Consider the following 21,559-nt stretch of genomic DNA (forward strand, 5'->3'; position numbering starts at 1 on the left):
GAATTTGGCTTAGTTGGAGCCTTGTTTTTAATGTCATTATACCTGTTTTTGTTGTTCAGATTGGTAATTGTGGCGCACAAATCAAACTCTATTTTTGGAAAACTATTAGTAATTGGAGTAGGCTTGCCCATTGTGTTTCAGGCATTGATTAATATGGCTGTAGCAGTCGAATTATTTCCGGTAACGGGGCAGACATTGCCATTGGTAAGTAGTGGTGGAAGTTCTATTTGGATGACGTGCTTAGCAATAGGAATGGTATTAAGCGTAAGTGCCAACCGGCAAATAAAGAAAGAGAAAGAAGAACGGGAAGAAAACCCATTAGATATTTTAAGTGAAACCATATAAATTCATCATATCAGGCGGCGGAACCGGAGGGCATATCTATCCGGCGATTGCAATTGCAGACGAACTTCAGCAACGGTATCCTGAAGCAGAATTCCTGTTTGTTGGTGCTGAAGACCGCATGGAGATGGAAAAAGTACCACAAGCTGGTTACAAAATTGAAGGATTATGGATTTCAGGATTGCAGCGAAAAATCAGTTTAAAAAACTTGATGTTTCCTTTTAAACTGATTTCAAGTTTATTGAAGTCTAGAAAAATATTAAAAAAGTTTAAACCTACTGTTGCTATTGGAACAGGAGGTTATGCAAGTGCACCGTTATTACGAAGTGCTTCACGGAAGGGAATTCCTTGTTTAATTCAAGAGCAGAATAGCCATGCGGGAATTACAAATAAATGGTTGAGTAGCAAAGCGAGTGCTATTTGTGTAGCCTATAACAAGATGGAGAAGTTTTTCCCTTCTGAAAAAATAGTGTTTACAGGAAATCCGGTACGACAAGATTTAATTGATATTTCTGAAAAAAGAGGTGAAGCACAGCAGTTTTTCAATCTGGATGGAAATAAAAAAACATTGCTGGTGTTAGGCGGAAGTTTAGGTGCCAAAAAGATCAATGAGCTTATAAATACTTCGCTTTTATTTTTTGAAGAAAAAAACGTTCAGGTAATCTGGCAGTGCGGGAAGTTTTATGAAGAAACTTATAAAAACAAATCTACCGAAACGACTCAAGTTCATGCTTATTTAAATAGGATGGATTTGGCGTATGCCGCGGCAGATATTATTATTTCAAGAGCAGGCGCTTTATCGGTTTCCGAATTATGTTTGGTAGGGAAACCGGTGATTTTTATTCCATCGCCTAATGTGGCAGAAGATCACCAAACTAAAAATGCGCAAGCTGTTTCAGAAAATAATGCGGCTATTTTGTTAAAAGAAAATCAATTGGACGAACATTTTGAAAGGAATTTTTCAGCTTTGCTTTCTTCCGAAGAAAAGCAAAAAGAACTTTCAGAAAATATAAAGAAAATGGCAAAACCAAATGCCACGAAAGATATTGTTAGAGAAATTGAAAAGCTAATTTCTAAACAAAAAACGAGTTATTAAATGAAGAATTTAGATAACATAGAAACACTTTATTTTATCGGTATTGGCGGTATCGGGATGAGTGCGTTAGCTCGTTATTGCAAATTAAAAGGCTATCATGTTTTAGGGTACGATAGACTAGAGAGTGCTATTACTGAAACATTAGAGGAGGAAGATATTTCGGTATCATTTATCGATTCTGTAGAAACGATTTCAAAGGAAAGCTTTGACAAAGAAAAAACTCTAGTGGTGTACACTCCAGCTGTGAAGCAAAACAGCATCCTTTCTTGGTTTAAGGAGCAAGATTATAAAATAATAAAACGAGCATCTTTGTTAGGCGAGGTTACCAAGGATACCTTTTGCTTAGCTGTTGCTGGAACCCATGGGAAAACTACAACTTCGGCGATTTTAGGTCATTTATTAGCTGAAACAGGAATGGCAGTTACAGCATTTCTAGGTGGTATTTCTGAAAACTACAACTCAAACTTTGTTTCAAACGGCACGCTAATAACCGTAGTTGAAGCTGATGAGTTTGATCGTTCTTTTATGCAATTACGGCCCGATATTGCTTGTATTACCTCTATGGATCCCGACCATTTAGATGTTTACGGCGATGTTTCAGAATTTGAAAAAACATTTAAGGATTTTGCAGGGTTAGTAGAAAACAAAGAACAATTACTTTATAAAAAAGGACTTTCGTTAAAAGGAAAAACTGTGGCCCTTGAAGAGGAGGCAGATTACGAAGCCCAAAATATTCGAATTGAAAATGGCGGCTATGTTTTCAATTTAAAAACACCAACAAGAGTATTAAAGGATTTAAAATTTTTCCTTCCGGGAAAACATAACCTACATAATGCTGTAACAGCTCTGGGTATGGCGATTTTAGCAGGTTCCCCAACCCGTCGTCTACCCGAAGCGTTACAAAGCTTTAAGGGAGTGCAGCGTAGATTCTCCTATAAAATTAAAACTGATGCTTTGGTGTTGATTGATGATTATGCGCATCACCCTACCGAATTGAATGCATTACATCAAGCTGTAGAGGAAATGTATCCCGAGGAAGAGAAATTAGTTGTCTTTCAGCCACATCTTTTTAGCCGAACAAGAGATTTTGCAGATGGATTTGCTGAAAGTTTGTCAAAATTTGATGAGATAATCCTGTTAGATATCTATCCTGCGAGAGAAGAACCGATGGAGGGAATTACTTCAAAATGGTTGTTAGAAAAGATTGATTCAGATAAAAAAAGTTTGGTGTCAAAAGAGGATTTGCCTAACGTTATAAAGCAATCAAACTGTAAAGTGAAAGTAATGGCAGGTGCTGGAGATATTGGAGTTGAAGTGGATAAAGTGAAAAAATATTTAGAGAATGAAGCGTAGTTGGGAGTACATAAAATTTGTGTTGCTATTTGGCTTGGTTGTGTTTTTATTCAGCTTTACCAAACAACGAAATAGTAGCAGAAATTTAACAAAAACCAACATAGAGTTTTTAGACGAAGGCAGCCCTTTCATCACTCGCAATACAGTTAATAAATTGTTGATACAAAATTACGACAGTGTTACGAGCATCCGAAAAGAAAAGGTAGTTTTGAAAGAGGTGGAGTCTCGCTTGCTTGAAAACGAAATGATACGCAATGCAGAGGTGTATATTAGCTTACAAGGAACACTTGGAGCTAAAATAACTCAAAGAAATCCGTTAGGTAGAGTGGCTGCTTCGCCAGATTATTACATTGATGATGAAGGGAAACAAATGCCTTTGTCTTCGGTTTATACAGCAAGAGTGCCATTGATAACTGGAATGACTAAGTCCAATTTCAATGGATTAACCCCGTTATTAATTGCTATAAGCCAAGATCCATTTATGAAGAGCAGTATAGTAGGGCTAGAGCTTCAAAATAATGGCGAGATAGTATTACGGTTACGAAAACACAATTTTAAAGTGCTGTTTGGAAAACCAACAGCCATAGCCAATAAGTTTCAAAACTTTAAGGCATTTTACAAGAAAACAAAACAAGACAACAAGCTTTCAAGCTATAAATTGGTCGATTTACAATTTGGAGACCAAGTAGTAGCAACAAAAATATAAAGCGATGGAAAATGAGAATATAGCTGTAGGATTAGACATTGGGACAACCAAGATAGTCGCAATGATTGGTCGTAAGAATGAGTATGGAAAAGTGGAGATATTAGGTATTGGAAGGTCCAAAAGTCTCGGTGTACACAGAGGTGTGGTCAATAATATTACCCAGACCATACAGTCTATACAGCAAGCAGTACAAGATGCTGAAACGTCTTCAGGGATGAGGATTGACAATGTAATGGTAGGAATTGCTGGTCAGCATATACGTAGTTTGCAACATAGCGATTATATAACCCGCAGTGACAGTGACGAAGTAATTGACGAAGCAGATATAGAACGCTTATGTAATCAGGTTCATAAACTAGTGATGTTGCCTGGAGAAGAAATTATTCACGTACTTCCACAAGATTTTAAAGTAGATGGACAAGCTGAAATAAAAGAACCTATCGGTATGTACGGTGGACGCCTGGAGGCTAATTTCCACGTAGTAGTAGGGCAGGTTTCGTCTATCAGAAACGTGGGTAGATGTATCAAGAGTGCTGGGTTGAACCTTTCAGCAATCACATTAGAGCCATTGGCTTCGGCGAATGCAGTGTTGAGTACCGAAGAAAAAGAAGCTGGTGTCGCATTGATAGACATTGGTGGCGGTACAACCGATTTGGCCATTTTCAAGGATGGCATCATTCGGCATACAGCTGTAATACCTTTTGGAGGCGGCGTCATTACGGAAGATATTAAAGAGGGCTGTTCTATTATCGAAAAACAGGCTGAATTGCTAAAAATTAAATTTGGATCTGCTTGGCCAGGTGAAAATAAGGAAAACGAAATTGTTTCTATTCCGGGATTACGAGGACGCGAGCCTAAGGAGATTACGCTGAAAAACCTTTCAAAAATAATCCATGCACGTACTGTCGAAATTATTGAACAGGCATACCTAGAAATAAAAAATTACGGCCACGAAGAACAAAAGAAAAAACTAATTGGTGGAATTGTATTGACCGGTGGCGGCGCTCAATTGCAACATTTAAAACAATTAGTAGAATATATAACTGGGATGGACACTCGTATAGGGTATCCTAACGAACATCTTGCTGGAGGCAGTGATGATGAAACCACAAGCCCTACTTATGCCACAGCAGTGGGCTTGGTACTTAGTAGCCTGAATAATCAAGAAAAAACCCAGCAAAAAAAGAAAGAAAAACAAGTTGAAGCTGCTGAAGAAGTTGACGCTGAAACTATTGAAGAACCAACCAAAGCTGAAGAAGAACAGAGCCAACCACCAAAAGAGCGCAAACGTTTTCTAGACAAATGGGCTGAAAAGTTCAAGGAATTTTTAGATAACGCAGAATAAAAAATAAAAAGAAAAAGAAAAAAAAGAAGAACCTCACAAAAATAAATAATATGAGCAGCAACACAGATTTTGATAACATTTCGTTCGATCTGCCCAAAAACCAATCAAACGTCATTAAGGTAATTGGCGTTGGTGGTGGCGGTAGCAACGCGATTAATCACATGTTTAACCAAGGAATAAAAGGGGTTGATTTTGTGATTTGTAATACTGACGCGCAAGCATTGGAGAATAGTTCAGTGCCTATTAGAATTCAACTAGGTGTTTCCTTAACCGAAGGTTTGGGAGCAGGTGCCAATCCTCAAATAGGGGAGCAATCTGCCATGGAAAGCATGGAAGAAATTAAAGGCATGCTTACCACCAATACCAAAATGATTTTCATAACAGCCGGAATGGGTGGTGGTACTGGTACTGGAGCAGCACCAATTATTGCCAAAATGGCAAAAGAGTTAGATATCTTAACGGTAGGGATTGTTACCATCCCTTTTCAGTTTGAGGGAAAAACACGTAACGAACAAGCTCAAATTGGTGTGGAGAAATTACGCCAAAACTGTGATTCTCTTATTGTGATTAACAACAATAAACTAAGAGAAGTTTATGGAAATCTTGGTTTTAAAGCTGGTTTCTCAAAAGCAGACGAAGTACTTGCCACAGCTGCCCGTGGTATTGCTGAGGTAATTACACACCACTATACACAAAACATTGATTTACGTGATGCGAAAACGGTACTAGCCAATAGTGGAACTGCCATTATGGGAAGCGCAAGTGCTACGGGAGCCAAAAGAGCTAGTGAGGCTATTGGTAAAGCGTTAGACTCTCCTCTGTTAAATGATAATAAAATTAAAGGTGCTAAGAACGTATTGTTGCTCATCGTTTCTGGTACTGAAGAAATTACAATTGATGAAATTGGAGAAATAAGTGATCATATTCAAGACGAAGCTGGTCATAGCGCCAATATTATTATGGGTGTTGGTGAAGATGAAGACTTGGAAGGTGCTATTGGTATTACTGTCATTGCAACTGGCTTTAATGCAGAACAACAGGATGATATTGTAAACACTGAAAGTAAAAAAATAATTCATACCCTAGAAGAGGAACAAAAGGCAGAACACGACTTATCGGTTAAGCCAGGAGCCACTCCCGTTGAATTACCGAAACAGAAACAACCTGTAAAAGAGGAAAAACCTGTTATTAAACATACTTTGTTTGAAGAAGAAGAGGTAGAAGAAAAAATGCCTCCTATTTCTGAAACCAAAAAGCCAGAAGCTACTCGTAATATAAATGAATATAAAACTTCAATTCCTTTTGAAGGGTATGTAGAAACTTCAGAATTATTGAAAAATATAGATGTTTCATATGAAGAAATAGACATTCATCGTATAGCCGAATTTGAACAACTGGTAATCAACGAAATGGATGTAAACGATTTTGTAATCGTTGAACCAAAAAAGAAAGAACAAAAAGTTCAACAAAAGAAGGTTTCAGAACACTCTCCTAGGGAAGTAGAAAAACCAATTAGACAAAATCAAGAAAGAACTTCAGAAACTGAAGACCAAATGTTGATGTTTGATCTTCCTATAAACTCTGTTTCAGACACTAATAAAAACTATAAAAAAGAAGAAGAGGACCAAGAAACAATAACTTCTGAAGTGGATGATATTGAAGTGAAAGATCACGTAGAGGTTATTCCTGTTACTGAGTTCTCCAATGAGGGTGTTAAACGTTATAGTTTAGACGACTATCAGGAAAAAGAAGATGAGCTTTTAAGCGCTAAACCAAAGGCGGAAAAAGAGGAAAGAGTAGAGGAGGAGTTGGTTTTTGAAAAGAAAACTGTAGCTCCTACAGAAGAGGAGTCTGATAGTAATTCTTCCGAGGAAGAAATTGACCCGCTGAACTCACCTATTTCAAAATTGTTAAAAGACCGGACCGAAGAGCGTAAACGAAAAATGAAGGACTTTAATTATAAATTTAGAAACAGCGGTTCTAAAATTGATGATATTGAAAAGCAACCCGCATATAAGCGTATGGGGATTGATTTAGATGAAAAGAATGACACCGACGGATCTCTTTCACGTACATCTGTAAACAGTGATGATGATGATATTGATTTACGTAGTAATAATTCTTTTTTACATGACAACGTAGACTAAATTAAACCAAATTTAAATTTTTAAACCTACGAGGAACTCTCCTTGTAGGTTTTTCTTTAGAAATATAAACATAATAGCTATCTTCGCATACTGTTATAAAAAACAAAGAAAATGAGCTTACAAAAGCAGGTAATGGAGGCTATGAAAAAAGCCATGAAAGAAAAGGATGCGAATGCTTTAGAGGCATTACGCTCGGTTAAATCTGCCATACTAATGGCACAGACCGAAAGCGGTTCTAAAAAAGAACTTACTGACGAGGAAGAAGTTAAATTGCTTCAAAAACAAGTAAAGCAGCGTAAAGATAGTGCGGCAATTTATAAAGAACAAGACAGGGAAGACTTGGCAGAGCCTGAACTGAAACAAGCTGCTATTATTGAGAATTTCTTACCCGCACAATTGAGCGAAGAAGAAGTTGCTAAAGTAGTTGATGAAATTATAGCTGAAACTGGAGCAGATTCTATGAAAGATATGGGGAAAGTAATGGGAATGGCTAATAAAAAATTGGTAGGAAAAGCCGATGGAAAGACTATTTCAACTATTGTAAAACAGCGACTTTCTTAGATTAAAGATAGTATTTTGGCCGCGTGGCGCAACTGAATAGCGCATCAGATTTCGGCTCTGAGGGTTGGGGGTTTGAATCCCTCCGCGGTCATTTTAAAGCCTATAACATTTGTTATAGGCTTTTTTTGTGTTATGTCTTTTCTTATTTAAGATTATTAAAAATATCCGTACATTTCCTTTTGAACATTAAATTGAAAATGATGGAAAAAATTTTAAGTATAGGTTCCCGAATCAACCATTCAGAGTATGGAAAAGGGGTTGTAACCAATGTTTCTCCAACAATGTATTGGGTAACTTTTATTGAAAACGGATTAGAAACAATTGATATAGATTCGGAATATGAAGTGATTGAAGCTTGCGAGGATGAATTAGATACAGTTAGTTTCTATGAAGTAGAACAGACTTTAAGAAGTATATTAAAGAAGTGGAGCGATATTTCAGAGGTTATCCCAATAGCCGATAAATATAAGGGTGGAACGCTAATCCTACAGTCCAAGGACAGTAACTTGTCTAATAAAGAAATCCCGATTGATTCTTTCTTTCATAAAATCGTTATGCTTCGGGATCGACTTAGGGTTATGGAGCAAAAGATAAATTCTAACAAATTACTGGAAGACCAAGATAAGGTGGACTTACAACAGTATATAACGCGTTGCTATGGTACGTTAACCACGTTTAATGTATTGTTTAAGAATAACAGCCAAAGTTTTAAAGGCGAAAGCTCTAAGAAGTAATTTAGTATCAATATTGTTATAAAATAAAAGAGCCACTTTATATAAAGTGGCTCTTTTTTAATTTAAGATATAAACTTATTTAGTTAACATCCCAAAATAACTTACTTAAGATGGTGTCACCGTTAGATAGACCTGAAACAGCTTCAGCTCTATTGGCTCCATTTAAAGTTTGTAGTATTTGTGGGTAACGTAATCTAAATGGTAAATCTGTTACATCTGGACCTGGTTCGAAAACATAGTCGTCAACTTCTGAAGCAGCAGCTTGTTCTGCTGGCAGAGTTATAGTTTCTCCAGGTAATACTATTGTACTTGGGAAACCTGTTCTTCTATATTCTGAATAAGCTTCGTGAGGTTGCATGTATAAACCAACATACTTTTGGTTTAAAACAGTTTCTTCTGTTGCAGCTGGTAATGCAGTTACAAAAGTATCAACTTCTGCCGCTGGAACACCCCAACGAGTCATAGAGGCTCTTACACCATCTTCGTACTGTGCTTGATTCCAACCATTGTTTTCAGAAAGAATAAATGAAACTTCAGCATACTCCATTAAAACTTCACCAAAATCAGGTCTAAGTATATTACTACTTGGAAAAGAATACGTGGTGAAAGGTAACGTGTTTGCTAATGGAAAAGCATAAGGTATACCAACATAGTCAGCATAATCTTCACTTACTTCATAATTGTCAGCTTTAATATCAGCAATAGATACAGATTTTGGTGCAGCCATTTGAAAAAGTCTTGGGTCTGGACCAAAAGATCCTGTTTCTCCTTTTAGCAAATCAACAAAAGGCTTTGCTACTGCAAAATCAGTACGATCTAGAAATGCTATCCAGAAAGGAGAAGCATTTGTATTAGTAACATCATAAGCTTGAATAGCATTATCCTCATTAGAGGTAAACACTCCAGAGCTAATTGCAGCACTTATAGCGCTATTTGCTGTTGAAGCATCAACTTCTTTAAGTCTATTAGCTACTCTTAGTATTAAAGAATTTGCAAACTTCTTCCATTTAGTAGCCTCGCCACCGTAAATGTTATCTCCTGTTGTAAATACAGGTTCAGAAGTGTTTATCATATCTGCAGACTCTCTCAACTCTTTTAAGATATCAGCATAGATTTTCTCTTGTGAAGCAAATTTTGGTGAAAAACTTTCATCAATGTTTAATGCTTCAAAATCTGGATCATCACTACCGTAAGAGTAGTAAGGTACATCACCAAAGAAATCTGTTAATCTATGAAACATGTATGATAACATAATTCTAGATGCAGCTATTTGGTTTTGGTTATTACCGACAGCTGATGCTTGCACTGCTGTGTTTGGGTCAACATTTATATCTATAATAGATTTAAACTCTGTTGCTGCTAAATACGTGTTTCGGTATAAGCCTTCTGCAGTTGATTCTCTATATAAATAGCGATCTTCATCTGCATAAGCATTTTGACCCCAGTATTGCATCCATGGTAAGGAAAGTCTACCTGAGTTAAAATCGTCCCGTAAAAAGTCTGTGTACTGTTTCGTTGCACTATTAAAGATTGTATTTGGTAATACAAACGCTGGTGCATTTTCATTGGCATTAATGTTATCAATATCCTCACTACAAGAAATAAATCCAGTAGCAGATGCGAACATTAATGCAACTATTAATATCTTTTTCATCTTATTTTAAAATTTTAATTCAACATTTACACCAATTGATCTTGTTGATGGTAAAGAACCACCTTCAGAACCTTGAATGTTTCCACTACCAGAAGTTGCAACTTCTGGGTCAAAGTTTTCATTATCTAAGCCCCAAGCAAATAAGTTTCTACCAAAAGCAGATACTCTAATCGAACTTAAATCACCTACCCATTTAGAAGGAAGGGTGTAGCCTAATGATACTTCACGTAATTTAATATAATCAGCGTCAAATACGTTTGCAGCATCAGCACCAAAGTAATAATCTTGACCTTCTTGTTGAGCTGAGATTAACTGAGTGTTTGTAGCTGTATTTGAAACGGTATATGTGCCATCTTCATTATATGTAACATCTCCGGTAACACCGTCTAATACTACACCTACTTCACGTTTATTATTAGCGGCAGTTTGTTCTAAGATACCAGAGTAATTACCCCAGATATTAGTTAAAGATCTATAAACACCACCTTTTTGCCAATCAATTAAGAAACTCAAGCTAATACCTTTGTACTCAAAGCTATTTCTAAAGCCCATGTTAAAGTCTGGAAGTACTGATCCTAGATTTTCAACATCTGCAGTCTCTAAATACGTTCCGCCAGCTCCAACTACTTTATTTCCTTGATCATCATAAACAAAATTAGTTCCTCTAATTGTACCATAAGGCTCTCCTACAACAGCGTTTAATGTAACTCCGTTAAAAGGGAATGTTGCTAATTGAAGTGTTTCTACGCCATCAATAAGTTCAAGTAACTCATTTTCGTTTTTAGAGAAATTCCAAGTAAAGTCCCATCTAAAATCATCAGATTCAATAGGAGTAATATTTACTAACGCCTCAATACCTTTGTTTTGTAGAACACCAGCATTTTGGAAAGTTCCAGTGTAACCAGTAGAAGGATCTACAGATACAGGTGTAATTAAGTCGCTTGTCTTTTCGTTATAATAGGTAAGGTCAAAACTTACACGGTTTTTTAAGAAAGCCATTTCAAGACCAACTTCCCAAGTTTCCTTATTTTCAGGTTTCAATTCAGGGTTTAGTTTTGTGTCTTCGTTTGCAAGTTGTGGGGTTCCTAAGAAAGAAGCTCCATCATCGTTTGTGTAACCTACTCCACCACCAAATACATTGATTAAATTGTATGGGTCTGTGTCATTACCTACTTCTGCATAACCTCCACGGATTTTACCGAAAGATAACCAGTCGCCATCAATAAATTTAGAGAAAACAATAGATCCATTTACAGATGGGTAAAAGTATGAATTGTTATCAGATGGTAGAGTAGAAGACCAGTCATTTCGACCTGTAACGGTTAAGTAAGCAAAATTGTCATATCCAAAAGATGCAGAACCAAAAACACTATTTACTCTTTTTCTAGTGTCAAAATCATCGGCTAATGGATCATTTACAGAATTTGTTAAATTGTAAATCCCAGGAGTAGCTAAACCACCTCTAGTGTTACCATTAATTCTGTGGAATTCAACATCTCTTCTGTTGGTACCAACAAAAGTGTTTAAGCTAACTTTATCATCAAAAAAGTTTGTATCATAATGCAATCTAGCTTCGTAGTTAATCTCTTCGAAATTTCTATCGCTCTCTGTGTAACCAGATACGGCTTGAGAACCAAATGCAGTTCTTTCAGAAATTCTTAGGTTATAAGTATCTGCGTAAATTTTTCCAGTAGCATACAGGTCATCAGTGATGTTGTATTGCATACCTACATTACCATACCATCTTGTTCTTTTGTCCTCTGCAGTGTTTTCGTACAGGGTCCAGTATGGGTTATCTGTATAACGAGGTGTCGCATCATCAAAGGCTGTACGGTTCCACGTTCTTTGTGAGCCATCTGGCAACTTATACTTTTTAAGTCTCTCATAGTCTAATTGAGTTTGACCAAATTGATATAGTTGCTGTACTACTCCAGTTCCAGTATAACCAGTTGCAGGTCTATTAAAACCTTCGGTTATAGTCATATTAATACCAGCATCTATTTTTAACCTTTCGGTTAGTTGTGATGAGCCATTAAAGTTAACAGAAGTTTTGTCTAGTTCAGAGTTTGGAACAATACCTTTTGTTTTAGTATTGTTTACAGACAAACGCATGTTTGAATTTTCGGTCCCTTGACTGAATGAGATACCATTGTTGAATGAGATCCCTGTGTTAAAAAAGTCTTCTTTATCTACGTCAGGATACTTCCATTCTCTAGGTTGAAGAAAATCTCCAGGGAATTCTGGATCAAAATTATCCCACTGTAATACTTGTTGACCATTGTAACGTGGTCCCCAAGATTCATCAGTTCCGTAATCAGCGATATTGTATGTTGTACCATTAATAACTGCTGTGTTAAAAGTAGATTGCTCAATTGTATTGGCATTTCCACCACCACCACCATACAGCTTCTGTACTTTAGGTAGAATGTTTACGCTTTCGAAAGTAACTCCAGAATTTACAACAATCTCCGCTTTACCTTCTTTACCAGATTTAGTTGTTATCAAGATAACACCGTTAGCAGCACGAGATCCGTATAATGCCGATGCAGCACCACCTTTAAGAACGTTAATGCTTTCAACATCATCAGGGTTAACATCAAAACCAGCATCACCGTAATCACGACCCCCGCCACCTGTTTGGGTAGAAGTTGTGTTGTAATTAGAGTTATCAAGTGGAATACCATCTACTACTATAAGAGGTTTGTTTTCCTGAGTAATAGATCCAGGACCCCTAAGTAATATACGAGTAGAACCACCTAATGAACCTGATGGGTTAGAGATTTGTGCACCAGCTACTTTACCAGAAAGTGAGTTAAGGGCGTTAGAGTTACGTGTTTTAGTAAGCTCTTCGCTGTCAACTTGCTGAGTAGAATATCCTAAAGATTTTTTCTCTCTAGAAATACCAAGTGCAGTAACTACTACTGTTTCTAAAGCTTCTCCTTGCTCTAGAACCACATCGATTGTATTGCTTTCGCCTACAACCACTTCTTTTGGCGTGTACCCTACATAACTATAGGTTAAAGTTTCGCCAGCCGATGCTTCAATAGAGTAATTTCCATCAAAATCGGTCTGTGTTCCGGTCGAGGTTCCTTTTACTAAAATGTTTACTCCTAGTAAAGGAACTCCAGACGCATCTTGTACTGATCCCGTAATCTCCTTCTCTTGAGCAAACATAGTTTGCACCATTACGAAAGACATTAACGTTAACAGAATTTTAAATTTTTGTCTCATATGTGTATTTTTTGTTAAGCTTGTTACAAAACTATTCAAATTCCTTTCTATTTGCATGTATTAAACGTTAAATTTTTTATTGTAATTTTAACATTTTTTTATGCGGTTCACAGTCAAATGTTTGAATGATAATTTAATTATTTTAAAACCAAATGTAGAAATGCTTGTTTATTAGCTGAATACCCTTTGGTTTAATGTGTCGACTTAAGCTCAGTACGAGTTGCTCAAGCTTTAGAGTATTTTAAGATAAAATAATTAACAAAAAAAATATTTTGAATCTCTGTAGCGGTAATCTTTACCTATACCTTTTCGGTATGTTGATTTTTCTTGAAATATCTGCAGCTATAACTTTGGCGTGAACACGTGAGTTTTCGATAAACCATTTATGGGTTTCCATACCACCACAGATAACACCTGCTAGATATAAATTAGGGACATTAGTTTCCATGGTGTCTGGATCATATTTTGGAAAATATTTGCCTTCTTTTGATAGTTCAACCCCTAACGTTTCTAAAAAAGCAAAGTTTGGACGGTATCCAGTCAACGCGATAACAAAATCATTAGGAATTGTTTTTGTGCCTTCTGGCGAATCAATAATTACTTCGTTTTCTTTTATTTCTTTAATTTCTGAATTAAAATAAGCCTTGATGCTACCTTCCTCAATTCTATTTTCAATATCGGGCTTTACCCAATATTTTACCCGCTCCCCAATAGAGGGGCCTCTTACTACCATGGTAACATCACCTCCTTTACGCCAAATTTCTAAAGCAGCATCTACCGATGAATTGCTCGCCCCAACAACAATAGTATTTTGCATCACATAAGGATGTGCTTCTTTATAATAATGCGAAACCTTCGGTAGCTGTTCTCCAGGTACATTTAATAGTTTGGGAATGTCATAAAAACCAGTGCTAACTATTATGTTGTTTACTTTAAAGGTGTTTTCTTCTGAAGTTACAATAAAGCTTCCGTCAGCTTGTTTTTTAACCTCGGTAATTTCTTCGTATAAATTAATATTTAGCTTGTTTGAAGTTGCAACCCTACGGTAATATTCTAAGGCTTCATTACGGGTGGGCTTCGGGTTATTGCTAATAAATGGAATGCCGTCAATTTCCAGTTTTTCGGAAGTGGAAAAAAAGGTCATATTCAGTGGGTAGTTGTAGAGAGAGTTTGTTAGTGTCCCTTTTTCAACCACGATATAATCAATATTGTGTTTTTTGCATTCAAGAGCACAGGCAATCCCAATTGGGCCAGCACCAATAATAAGCACTTCTTTTTCGGTAGTCAATGTTTTGTTTTAGTACAAAGATAACAAAAGCCTTGCTTAACGCATCACCTTAATATAGGGCAGTGTTTATCTCACGAGAGTAGCGAGAGCTTTAACCGTGTCTGTTGGGTTTTCAGAACCAAAAACGTAGCTACCGGCCACCAATACGTCGGCTCCTGCTTCAACTAACTGCTTTGCATTCTTATTAGTGACACCACCGTCAATCTCAATTTTTGTAGTAGTTCCTTTTTCTGAAATAAGTTGTTTTAATTCTTTTACTTTGTCAAAAGTGTTTTCAATAAAGGATTGACCACCAAAACCAGGGTTTACACTCATTAAGCATACTAAATCGATATCTTGAATTGTATCTTTTAAAACTGAAATATTAGTGTGCGGGTTTAAGGCTACACCGGCTTGCATTCCTTCAGCTTTTATGGCTTGTAGTGTTCGGTGTAAATGAGTAGAGGCTTCATAGTGCACGGTCAATATATTAGTGCCTAATAATGCAAAGTCTTTTATGTAGCGTTCAGGATGAACAATCATTAAATGTACATCTAATGGTTTTGTGGCATGTCTGGAAATGGCTTCAATAACTGGCATCCCAAAAGAAATATTAGGGACAAAAACACCGTCCATAACATCTAAGTGAAACCAATCTGCTTCACTATTGTTTACCATTTCAATATCTTTTTTAAGGTTGGCAAAATCTGCCGCAAGGATGGAAGGTGCTAAAATAGTTTGGCTCATGGGTTAAATTAAAAAAGGTTCTAAAAGACCTAAAACACTTTTTGAAAAAGGGGTTTCGTCTTTATTTTTATTTAAATATTCTTTTAAGTTTTTTAAATCAGACTTTGTTTTAACAATACTAAAACCCGATTTGTACCCTTCAAAGATACGATGTTCGTTTTGTTTGTTAAAGATGGTAATGATGTTTTTATGGCGCTTGTCCTTTTTTATGTTGTCAAAAAGGGTGAGAAGTGTCTCTTTTTCGCCTTCCAATACTTGTAGAAAATTTCCGTAGTAATATAATAAGATGCCTGTAATGTCTTCATTACCGTTATTGATTTTAGTTGTAGAAAAGACTTGCTCTAATTGGTTTTCTTTTAGCTCACCAGATTCACTGCTTACATAACAAATGGAATATGTCATTTTTTTGAAGGTTACAGGTATAAATATACTATAAAAAAAACCTCCGGTAATCAGCCGGAGGTCATTCATCAATCAAAAAACGAACAGTTTTAATTCCCACATATGTGGAAACCTTATCCTGTACGTTATCATTATTTAGGAATTACCCCAAATACGTTTTCAATATTTTACTCCTTGAGGTTTGCTTTAACCTTCGGATGGCCTTTTCTTTAATTTGCCGAACACGTTCACGAGTTAAATCGAATGTTTCACCTATTTCTTCCAAGGTCATGGGTTGTTGGTCACATAAACCAAAATACAATCGCACCACATCAGCTTCCCGCGGAGTTATTGTTTCTAAAGAACGTTCTATTTCAGTTTTCAAAGATTCGTGCAACAAAGAACGGTCTGGGTTTGGTGACTCACCACTTCGCAATACATCGTATAAATTAGAATCCTCACCATCAATTAGTGGTGCATCCATTGATAGGTGGCGGCCACTGTTTTTTAAAGATTCTTTTACCTCGGTAATCGTTAAATCCAACTCTTTTGCTATTTCTTCAGGAGAAGGTGGACGTTCATTTGCTTGCTCTAAAAACGCAAAGGTCTTATTAATTTTATTAATACTACCAATTTTATTCAAAGGTAACCTAACTATTCGAGATTGCTCTGCCAATGCTTGAAGAATTGATTGGCGTATCCACCAAACAGCATAGGAAATAAATTTGAAACCTCGAGTTTCATCAAAACGCTTGGCGGCTTTAATTAATCCTAAGTTTCCTTCGTTGATAAGGTCTGGAAGTGTTAATCCTTGATTTTGGTATTGTTTTGCTACCGAAACTACAAAACGTAAATTAGCTTTTGTAAGTTTTTCTAATGCTAGATGGTCACCCGCTTTTATACGCTGTGCCAGTTCAACTTCTTGTTCCGCAGTAATCAGGTCAACTTTACCAATTTCCTGAAGATATTTGTCCAACGAGGCGGTCTCTCTGTTGGTAACCTGTTTTGTGATTTTTAACTGTCTCATGTAAGGTTAAATAGGTTTGCGGGCAATTGTTTTTTGCCCTTCTATTTAGTTATACGTAAGCGTGAGTAAAAAGGTTACATAAATAATGAAAATAATTTTCTGAATACCTATAAAGTTCAATATATCAATACCTTCCTTTTCAATTTGTTGAATCAACTTTAATATTGCTCTTGTCAAATGTAATTAAGCTGTCTATTAAGGCTTTATTGGTTGTTTCTATAGTTGTGCTGTCTTCGCTGTTGTAATAGCGATACACTGTTTTTTTTCTGAAAGAATCAAAATCTTTTTCAGCACGTATTTCTTTAGATTTACTAAATTTTTTGTCTAATGTATTAATGGTAGTTTTATCTAAATTTTCTAGATTTTTTGAAGTAGTGTCAATTGCAGTTGTTGTTCGTTCTTTATCAGTTGAATCCACTTTTGGAATTGATGGCTTTTTATCGATTTTAAAATTGTTTTGAATTGGTGTAGCTAAAGGGTATAGCTGTTTTGGTCGCTTATTATTGTTTTCTGAAATGATACTACTAAAAATTATTCCTGAAAGTATTAAAACTCCTATTCCAATTGCCCATGACCAATAGGTCTTTTTACGTTTTTTTTCCCTTTGTGCCAATGAAGCATCTATTTTCTCCCAAAGATTGGTTTTCGGCTTTACAGTTTTGTTTTGGAGTTTTTCTTCAAATAAAGTTCCTATGTCTTTTTTATGCTCCATTGTTCGTTTTTTTAGGGTTGTTTTTCAGTTTTAAAATGTCATTTTTTAAAAGTTGTTTTGCCCGATGATAATTAGACTTCGAAGTGCTTTCAGAAATAGAAAGTAAGTTGGCTACTTCTTTGTGTGAAAATCCGTCCATTTGGTATAAATTGAAAACTAGTCTATATTGATCTGGAAGTTGTTGAACAATTTGTAATAAGCTTTCAAGCGGTAACTCTATTTGTTCCTTTTCAATGGTTGTATCTTCTAAAAGGTCGTTCTTATAAGCAACTGCTATCGTTTTTTTCGATTTGTATTTGGCGATAGCTTTATAGATGGTAATTCGTTTCATCCAACCTTCAAAAGAACCTTTTCCTTTGTAACTTTTTATTTTTTCAAAAATGGTGATAAAAGCATCCTGCGTATTGTCTTCGGCATCGGCTTCGTTTCTGCAATATTTTAAGGATAAAAAGTAAAGGGTGTTTTTGTACTTTTCAAACAGTTCACTTTGAGCTGCTCGATTCCTTTTTTTGCATCGTTCTATTAGTTCTTTTTCTGTGTTCAAATGCTCATTATTTTACTATGGCTTAAAGTAGTAAAAGAAAATAATCTATTATTAATTATGGACACGAAATGGCTTCAATTGTAAATTGAAATGTATTGATTAAACTTCCAGATTTATCGTCTTCAGCACGAACAAATAGTTGTTGTGGGTTCGTTGTGTTCACATAATTTTCTCCGGAAACTTCATTGGTTTCATTTATAGCATCTTCTTCTGTTTCATAAAAAGAAAAATGCAAGGTATTTACTTCATTGCTAAAGGGGGAGATTTCCAAGCAAGCTAAATAGTTGTATAAATTGAACTCGCCAAAACCAGGATTATCTTCAAATTCACAAGTTGTATAGGTAGGTTCTTCACAAGGTAAATTACAATCGCTGCTTATTGTGTACGAGCCGTCATCATTACTAATAATCATAGAAGTGTCGCTTGTATACTGTAACTCCCAATCAAAATTCCAATCAGCACCCACGGATCCAGTATCGTTTAAGAAAATATTTAAATGAAGTTGATTGTCAATAAAATAGGTAGTCCAGCTTCCGAAATAAGCTTTACTATTGTAATGAAATGTAGCGTTGCCACCATTTTCTATTTGAAAGTAAGATTCAGAATATTTATCAGTAGAGTTGTCGGGATCTGTAACACTCCAAACACAATCTTCTTTTGTTAATGCGCCATTGCAATCCCCTAATATTTCTTCCTTATTACAAGAATCAATACTTTCTTTTAGCTCTTCATTATTAGTTATTTCAATGGTCTCTCCAGTACTCAACGTTCCCGTTATAGGATAGCTTAAGCTTATTAGGTTGTTGTCGTTTAAGCTCCCTAATACTTCACTAAATTGCTCATTGTTTATTATGGGTATGGTGTTGACCAAGTTCATGTTCTCATCAAAAACAAACAAATTGAACCAGTAGTTAAATTCAATACAACTTATAGATGTATCTTCATCTTCAGAAGGGACTCTTTTTATCAAATCGTATAATTCTTCATCAACAACATCGGTATTGACAGGAACTTCTTCAATAGTGTCACTATCACAAGAAAAAGTAATTAAAATTAAAGCAAGAAAGAGTAGTTGAATTGTGGTTTTCATCTTTGATTGTTTATGAGTTCTTTCTTAATAGTGTAGCTTTTATGGAAAAGTTGCGTGATATTTAAAAAGAAATATTGAGCATAAAAGAAACAGCCTCCAAAATAGGAGGCTGTTTACTATCTATTTATTTATAGAATTCTTACACTCTCACGTGACCATCACCAAACACATAATATTTGTTTGTCACTAGTTGTTTTAAGCCTAATGGCCCACGGTGGTGTAATTTATCTGTACTAATCGCCAATTCTGCACCTACGCCCATTTGACCACCATCGGTGAATCGAGTAGAGGCGTTGTGATATACAGCAGCACTATCTATGTGCTCCATAAATTTTTTGGCAGCTTCTTTGTCTTCAGTTAAAATAGCACTTGAGTGACCTCCACTGTAGTGGTTAATCATTTCAATGGCATCATCTAAGCTGTCAACGGCGCCAATAGCTATTTTAAGTGCTAAAAATTCTTCAAACCACACTTTTTTCTCTAAAATTACTTCAGAATCTGTCAGTACTTTTTTCACTTCGTCATCTACAATCACTTCAACATCTGAAGCGGTAAGTACTTTTTTCAACTCTTGAAGTTTCTCTTCGTAGTTTGGTATGTTTTTATCTACCAATACCTTATCTAATGCATTACAACCTGAAATTTTATCGGTTTTCGCATTGATAATAACTTCAATCGTTTTTTTCCAGTCGGCATCTTTGTGTACATATAGGAAATTGTTTCCTCTACCACTAATAAGAACAGCACATTTAGCGTGTTCTTTCACAAACTGAATTAATCGTTCGCCACCACGTGGTACAATTAAGTCTAATTGCTCGTCTGGGTTTCTTAAAAACTCTTGAGTCTGCTCGCGGTTCATTTGCAGCATGTTGATCCAATCTTTTTTAAGGCCATTTTCCTTTAAGGCTTGGTGCCAGCAATCTACTAAGATTACATTACTATTGTAGGCTTCTTTACCACCTTTCAGCAATATTTTATTATTAGCTTTAAAAGCAAGTACAGCTGCTTCAATGGTTACATCTGGTCTGGATTCATAAATAATCATAATCGTACCAAATGGAGCTGTTCTGTTGTTTATTTCAAGACCGCTATCTAATGTAAGGCTTGAAATCTCCTTATTTACTGGGTCTTCTTGATTTTTCACTTCAGAAATGGCTTTTATCATACCATCTACTTTCGCATCGTTAACCACTAAGCGATCGTATAGGGCTTGGTCATCTCTAGAAAAAGCTTCTAAATCTTTTTTATTGGCTTCTAAAATTTCTCCTCTTCTCTTATCGAGTATGGAGATCATACTTTCCAGTACGTTGTTTTTTATTTTTGTGTCTATCAATTGCATATTTCTTTCTTTCTAAGTTTATAATTTGTTTATGTTATGCGTAAAAACGAGTTCCTACGTCTTTACCTTCTAATAGCTCAACGATTACGTTTTTACGTTTTCCATTGGCAATAAAGGTTGGAATGTCTTTACGTGCTGTTTCTTTAGCTATTTTAAGTTTAGACTTCATACCACCACGGCCTTCGCCTTCACCTTTTTCACTTTTCTGAACATACTTCTCCACATTTTGATTGTGGCGAACTTGAGTCAGTTTTTCTGAATCATCATCATCTGGGTGACCGGTGTATAGTCCGTCTGTGTCTGTAAGTAAAATTAAAGCGTCCGCTTGCACCAATTCGGCTACAAGACTTGCTAGCTCATCATTGTCACTAAACATTGACATCTTTAAAGAAACGGCGTCATCTTCGTTTGCAATAGGGACTACACCTTCTTTCATTAAACCTTCGTAACAATTTATCATGTTTTCACGGTGTTTACCCGGTGCAAAGTCACGTTTAGTAGCCAATACTTGTGCACAGCGCATTCCGTGATCGTGAAATAAACTGTAGTAATGGCGCATCATACGTGGTTGTCCAACCGCAGAAAATATTTGCCTGCGGGTTGAAGGGTCATCAGAAGAACAATCTCCTAAAACCTCTTTACCAGCAATTGCAGATCCTGAAGAGACCAAAATGGGCTCAATATCATTCTCATATAATTCGGCGATTTGTCGAACCAATTCGTTTAAAATCGGTCCTACAATGCGATTGTCTTTATTCGTCATAACGTTGGTTCCTACTTTTATAACCACTCGTTTTTTGCTCATGTTGTTTGTTTTTGTGTTTAATTTATTGTCCAAGTTCTGTAGCTCGATTAAACGCTGCATATGCAGCTTCTTTAATTAATTCTTTAATATTATTGTCGTCCATAGAGTCTAAAGCGGCACGCGTAGTCCCTCCTTTAGATGCTACTTTGTTCATCCAGCTGGTAGGAGATAAATCTGAATCGTTAAAGAGTGCAACAGCACCTTCGAACGTTTGCGAAACCAATACTTTTGAATCGTTTTCTGAAAAACCCATTTTTAAGGCAGCTTCCAGCATAGATTGCATAAAATAGAAAACATAAGCGGGCCCACTACCTGAAATACCAGTAGAAGCGTTTATGAAATTTTCATTTTCTACATGAATAGCTTCGCCCGTAGTGTCTAATAAGTTGCGAACCATAATAAGTTCTATACGGCTTACATCTTCAGATTCGGTAAATGAAGTCATCCCTTTTCCTACTTTTGCCGGAAGATTAGGCAT

Annotated in this window: 20 protein-coding genes and 1 tRNA gene; 9 read left to right on the forward strand and 12 right to left on the reverse strand. The window is 36.1% G+C overall.

Features of this window, described 5'->3' with window-relative positions:
* The 9 genes from AACZ92_RS14230 to AACZ92_RS14270 form a co-directional block, all read left to right on the forward strand.
* Positions 1–345: FtsW/RodA/SpoVE family cell cycle protein (locus AACZ92_RS14230; protein ID WP_339702569.1), on the forward strand; the 345-nt coding region annotated here is incomplete at its 5' end.
* Positions 332–1,438: an undecaprenyldiphospho-muramoylpentapeptide beta-N-acetylglucosaminyltransferase gene (gene murG, locus AACZ92_RS14235; RefSeq protein ID WP_339702572.1), complete on the forward strand. Its 1,107-nt coding sequence runs from the start codon at positions 332–334 to the stop codon at positions 1,436–1,438. The genes AACZ92_RS14230 and murG, both read left to right, overlap by 14 nt.
* On the forward strand, positions 1,439–2,791 hold the full coding sequence (gene murC, locus AACZ92_RS14240; RefSeq protein WP_339702575.1) for a UDP-N-acetylmuramate--L-alanine ligase: 1,353 nt from the start codon (positions 1,439–1,441) through the stop codon (positions 2,789–2,791).
* Complete coding sequence (locus tag AACZ92_RS14245; protein WP_339702578.1) at positions 2,781–3,497, forward strand: hypothetical protein; 717 nt, start codon at positions 2,781–2,783, stop codon at positions 3,495–3,497. The genes murC and AACZ92_RS14245 overlap by 11 nt, the downstream gene beginning before the upstream one ends.
* Before the next feature lie 4 nt (positions 3,498–3,501).
* Positions 3,502–4,842, forward strand: a complete 1,341-nt coding sequence (gene ftsA, locus AACZ92_RS14250) for a cell division protein FtsA (protein WP_339702580.1) — start codon at positions 3,502–3,504, stop codon at positions 4,840–4,842.
* 50 nt (positions 4,843–4,892) lie between these two features.
* Positions 4,893–6,989, forward strand: coding sequence for a cell division protein FtsZ (gene ftsZ, locus AACZ92_RS14255; RefSeq protein WP_339702582.1), 2,097 nt, complete (start codon positions 4,893–4,895; stop codon positions 6,987–6,989).
* Between the two features lie 111 nt (positions 6,990–7,100).
* On the forward strand, positions 7,101–7,550 hold the full coding sequence (locus tag AACZ92_RS14260) for a GatB/YqeY domain-containing protein (RefSeq protein ID WP_339702584.1): 450 nt from the start codon (positions 7,101–7,103) through the stop codon (positions 7,548–7,550).
* A gap of 17 nt (positions 7,551–7,567) precedes the next feature.
* Positions 7,568–7,641, forward strand: a tRNA-Arg gene (locus AACZ92_RS14265).
* 109 nt (positions 7,642–7,750) lie between these two features.
* Entirely contained in the window at positions 7,751–8,284 is a 534-nt protein-coding gene (locus AACZ92_RS14270) for a hypothetical protein (protein WP_339702587.1), read from the forward strand.
* A 79-nt stretch (positions 8,285–8,363) separates the two neighbouring features.
* Here the strand turns inward: AACZ92_RS14270 and AACZ92_RS14275 are convergent, their stop codons facing one another.
* From AACZ92_RS14275 to AACZ92_RS14330, 12 genes are all read right to left on the reverse strand, one after another.
* Positions 8,364–9,938 carry a SusD/RagB family nutrient-binding outer membrane lipoprotein gene (locus AACZ92_RS14275; RefSeq protein WP_339702590.1) on the reverse strand — a complete coding sequence of 525 codons (1,575 nt, stop codon included), beginning with the start codon at positions 9,936–9,938 and terminating at the stop codon, positions 8,364–8,366.
* Positions 9,939–9,944: 6 nt separating this feature from the next.
* Positions 9,945–13,169 carry a SusC/RagA family TonB-linked outer membrane protein gene (locus AACZ92_RS14280; RefSeq protein WP_339702593.1) on the reverse strand — a complete coding sequence of 1,075 codons (3,225 nt, stop codon included), beginning with the start codon at positions 13,167–13,169 and terminating at the stop codon, positions 9,945–9,947.
* A gap of 295 nt (positions 13,170–13,464) precedes the next feature.
* Positions 13,465–14,457 carry a YpdA family putative bacillithiol disulfide reductase gene (locus AACZ92_RS14285; RefSeq protein ID WP_339702596.1) on the reverse strand — a complete coding sequence of 331 codons (993 nt, stop codon included), beginning with the start codon at positions 14,455–14,457 and terminating at the stop codon, positions 13,465–13,467.
* A gap of 66 nt (positions 14,458–14,523) precedes the next feature.
* Complete coding sequence (gene rpe / locus AACZ92_RS14290; RefSeq protein ID WP_339702599.1) at positions 14,524–15,183, reverse strand: ribulose-phosphate 3-epimerase; 660 nt, start codon at positions 15,181–15,183, stop codon at positions 14,524–14,526.
* Between the two features lie 3 nt (positions 15,184–15,186).
* A complete protein-coding gene (locus tag AACZ92_RS14295; RefSeq protein WP_339702602.1) occupies positions 15,187–15,585 on the reverse strand; it encodes a BLUF domain-containing protein in 399 nt (132 codons plus the stop codon).
* A gap of 142 nt (positions 15,586–15,727) precedes the next feature.
* Positions 15,728–16,591 carry a sigma-70 family RNA polymerase sigma factor gene (locus tag AACZ92_RS14300; protein WP_339702605.1) on the reverse strand — a complete coding sequence of 288 codons (864 nt, stop codon included), beginning with the start codon at positions 16,589–16,591 and terminating at the stop codon, positions 15,728–15,730.
* Between the two features lie 139 nt (positions 16,592–16,730).
* Positions 16,731–17,303 carry a hypothetical protein gene (locus AACZ92_RS14305; RefSeq protein WP_339702608.1) on the reverse strand — a complete coding sequence of 191 codons (573 nt, stop codon included), beginning with the start codon at positions 17,301–17,303 and terminating at the stop codon, positions 16,731–16,733.
* Positions 17,293–17,847 (reverse strand): RNA polymerase sigma factor, encoded by a 555-nt coding sequence (locus AACZ92_RS14310; RefSeq protein WP_339702610.1) that lies wholly within the window; start codon positions 17,845–17,847, stop codon positions 17,293–17,295. The genes AACZ92_RS14305 and AACZ92_RS14310 overlap by 11 nt, the downstream gene beginning before the upstream one ends.
* Before the next feature lie 55 nt (positions 17,848–17,902).
* Entirely contained in the window at positions 17,903–18,937 is a 1,035-nt protein-coding gene (locus AACZ92_RS14315; protein WP_339702612.1) for a hypothetical protein, read from the reverse strand.
* 139 nt (positions 18,938–19,076) lie between these two features.
* Positions 19,077–20,276 (reverse strand): glutamate-5-semialdehyde dehydrogenase, encoded by a 1,200-nt coding sequence (locus AACZ92_RS14320; RefSeq protein WP_339702615.1) that lies wholly within the window; start codon positions 20,274–20,276, stop codon positions 19,077–19,079.
* Between the two features lie 34 nt (positions 20,277–20,310).
* Complete coding sequence (proB, locus tag AACZ92_RS14325) at positions 20,311–21,081, reverse strand: glutamate 5-kinase (RefSeq protein ID WP_339702618.1); 771 nt, start codon at positions 21,079–21,081, stop codon at positions 20,311–20,313.
* Positions 21,082–21,103: 22 nt separating this feature from the next.
* The coding region (locus AACZ92_RS14330; RefSeq protein ID WP_339702621.1) for a pyrroline-5-carboxylate reductase dimerization domain-containing protein at positions 21,104–21,559 on the reverse strand (456 nt) is incomplete at its 5' end.

This window comes from uncultured Marixanthomonas sp. (genome assembly GCF_963974425.1).
In the GTDB taxonomy this organism is placed as follows: domain Bacteria; phylum Bacteroidota; class Bacteroidia; order Flavobacteriales; family Flavobacteriaceae; genus Marixanthomonas.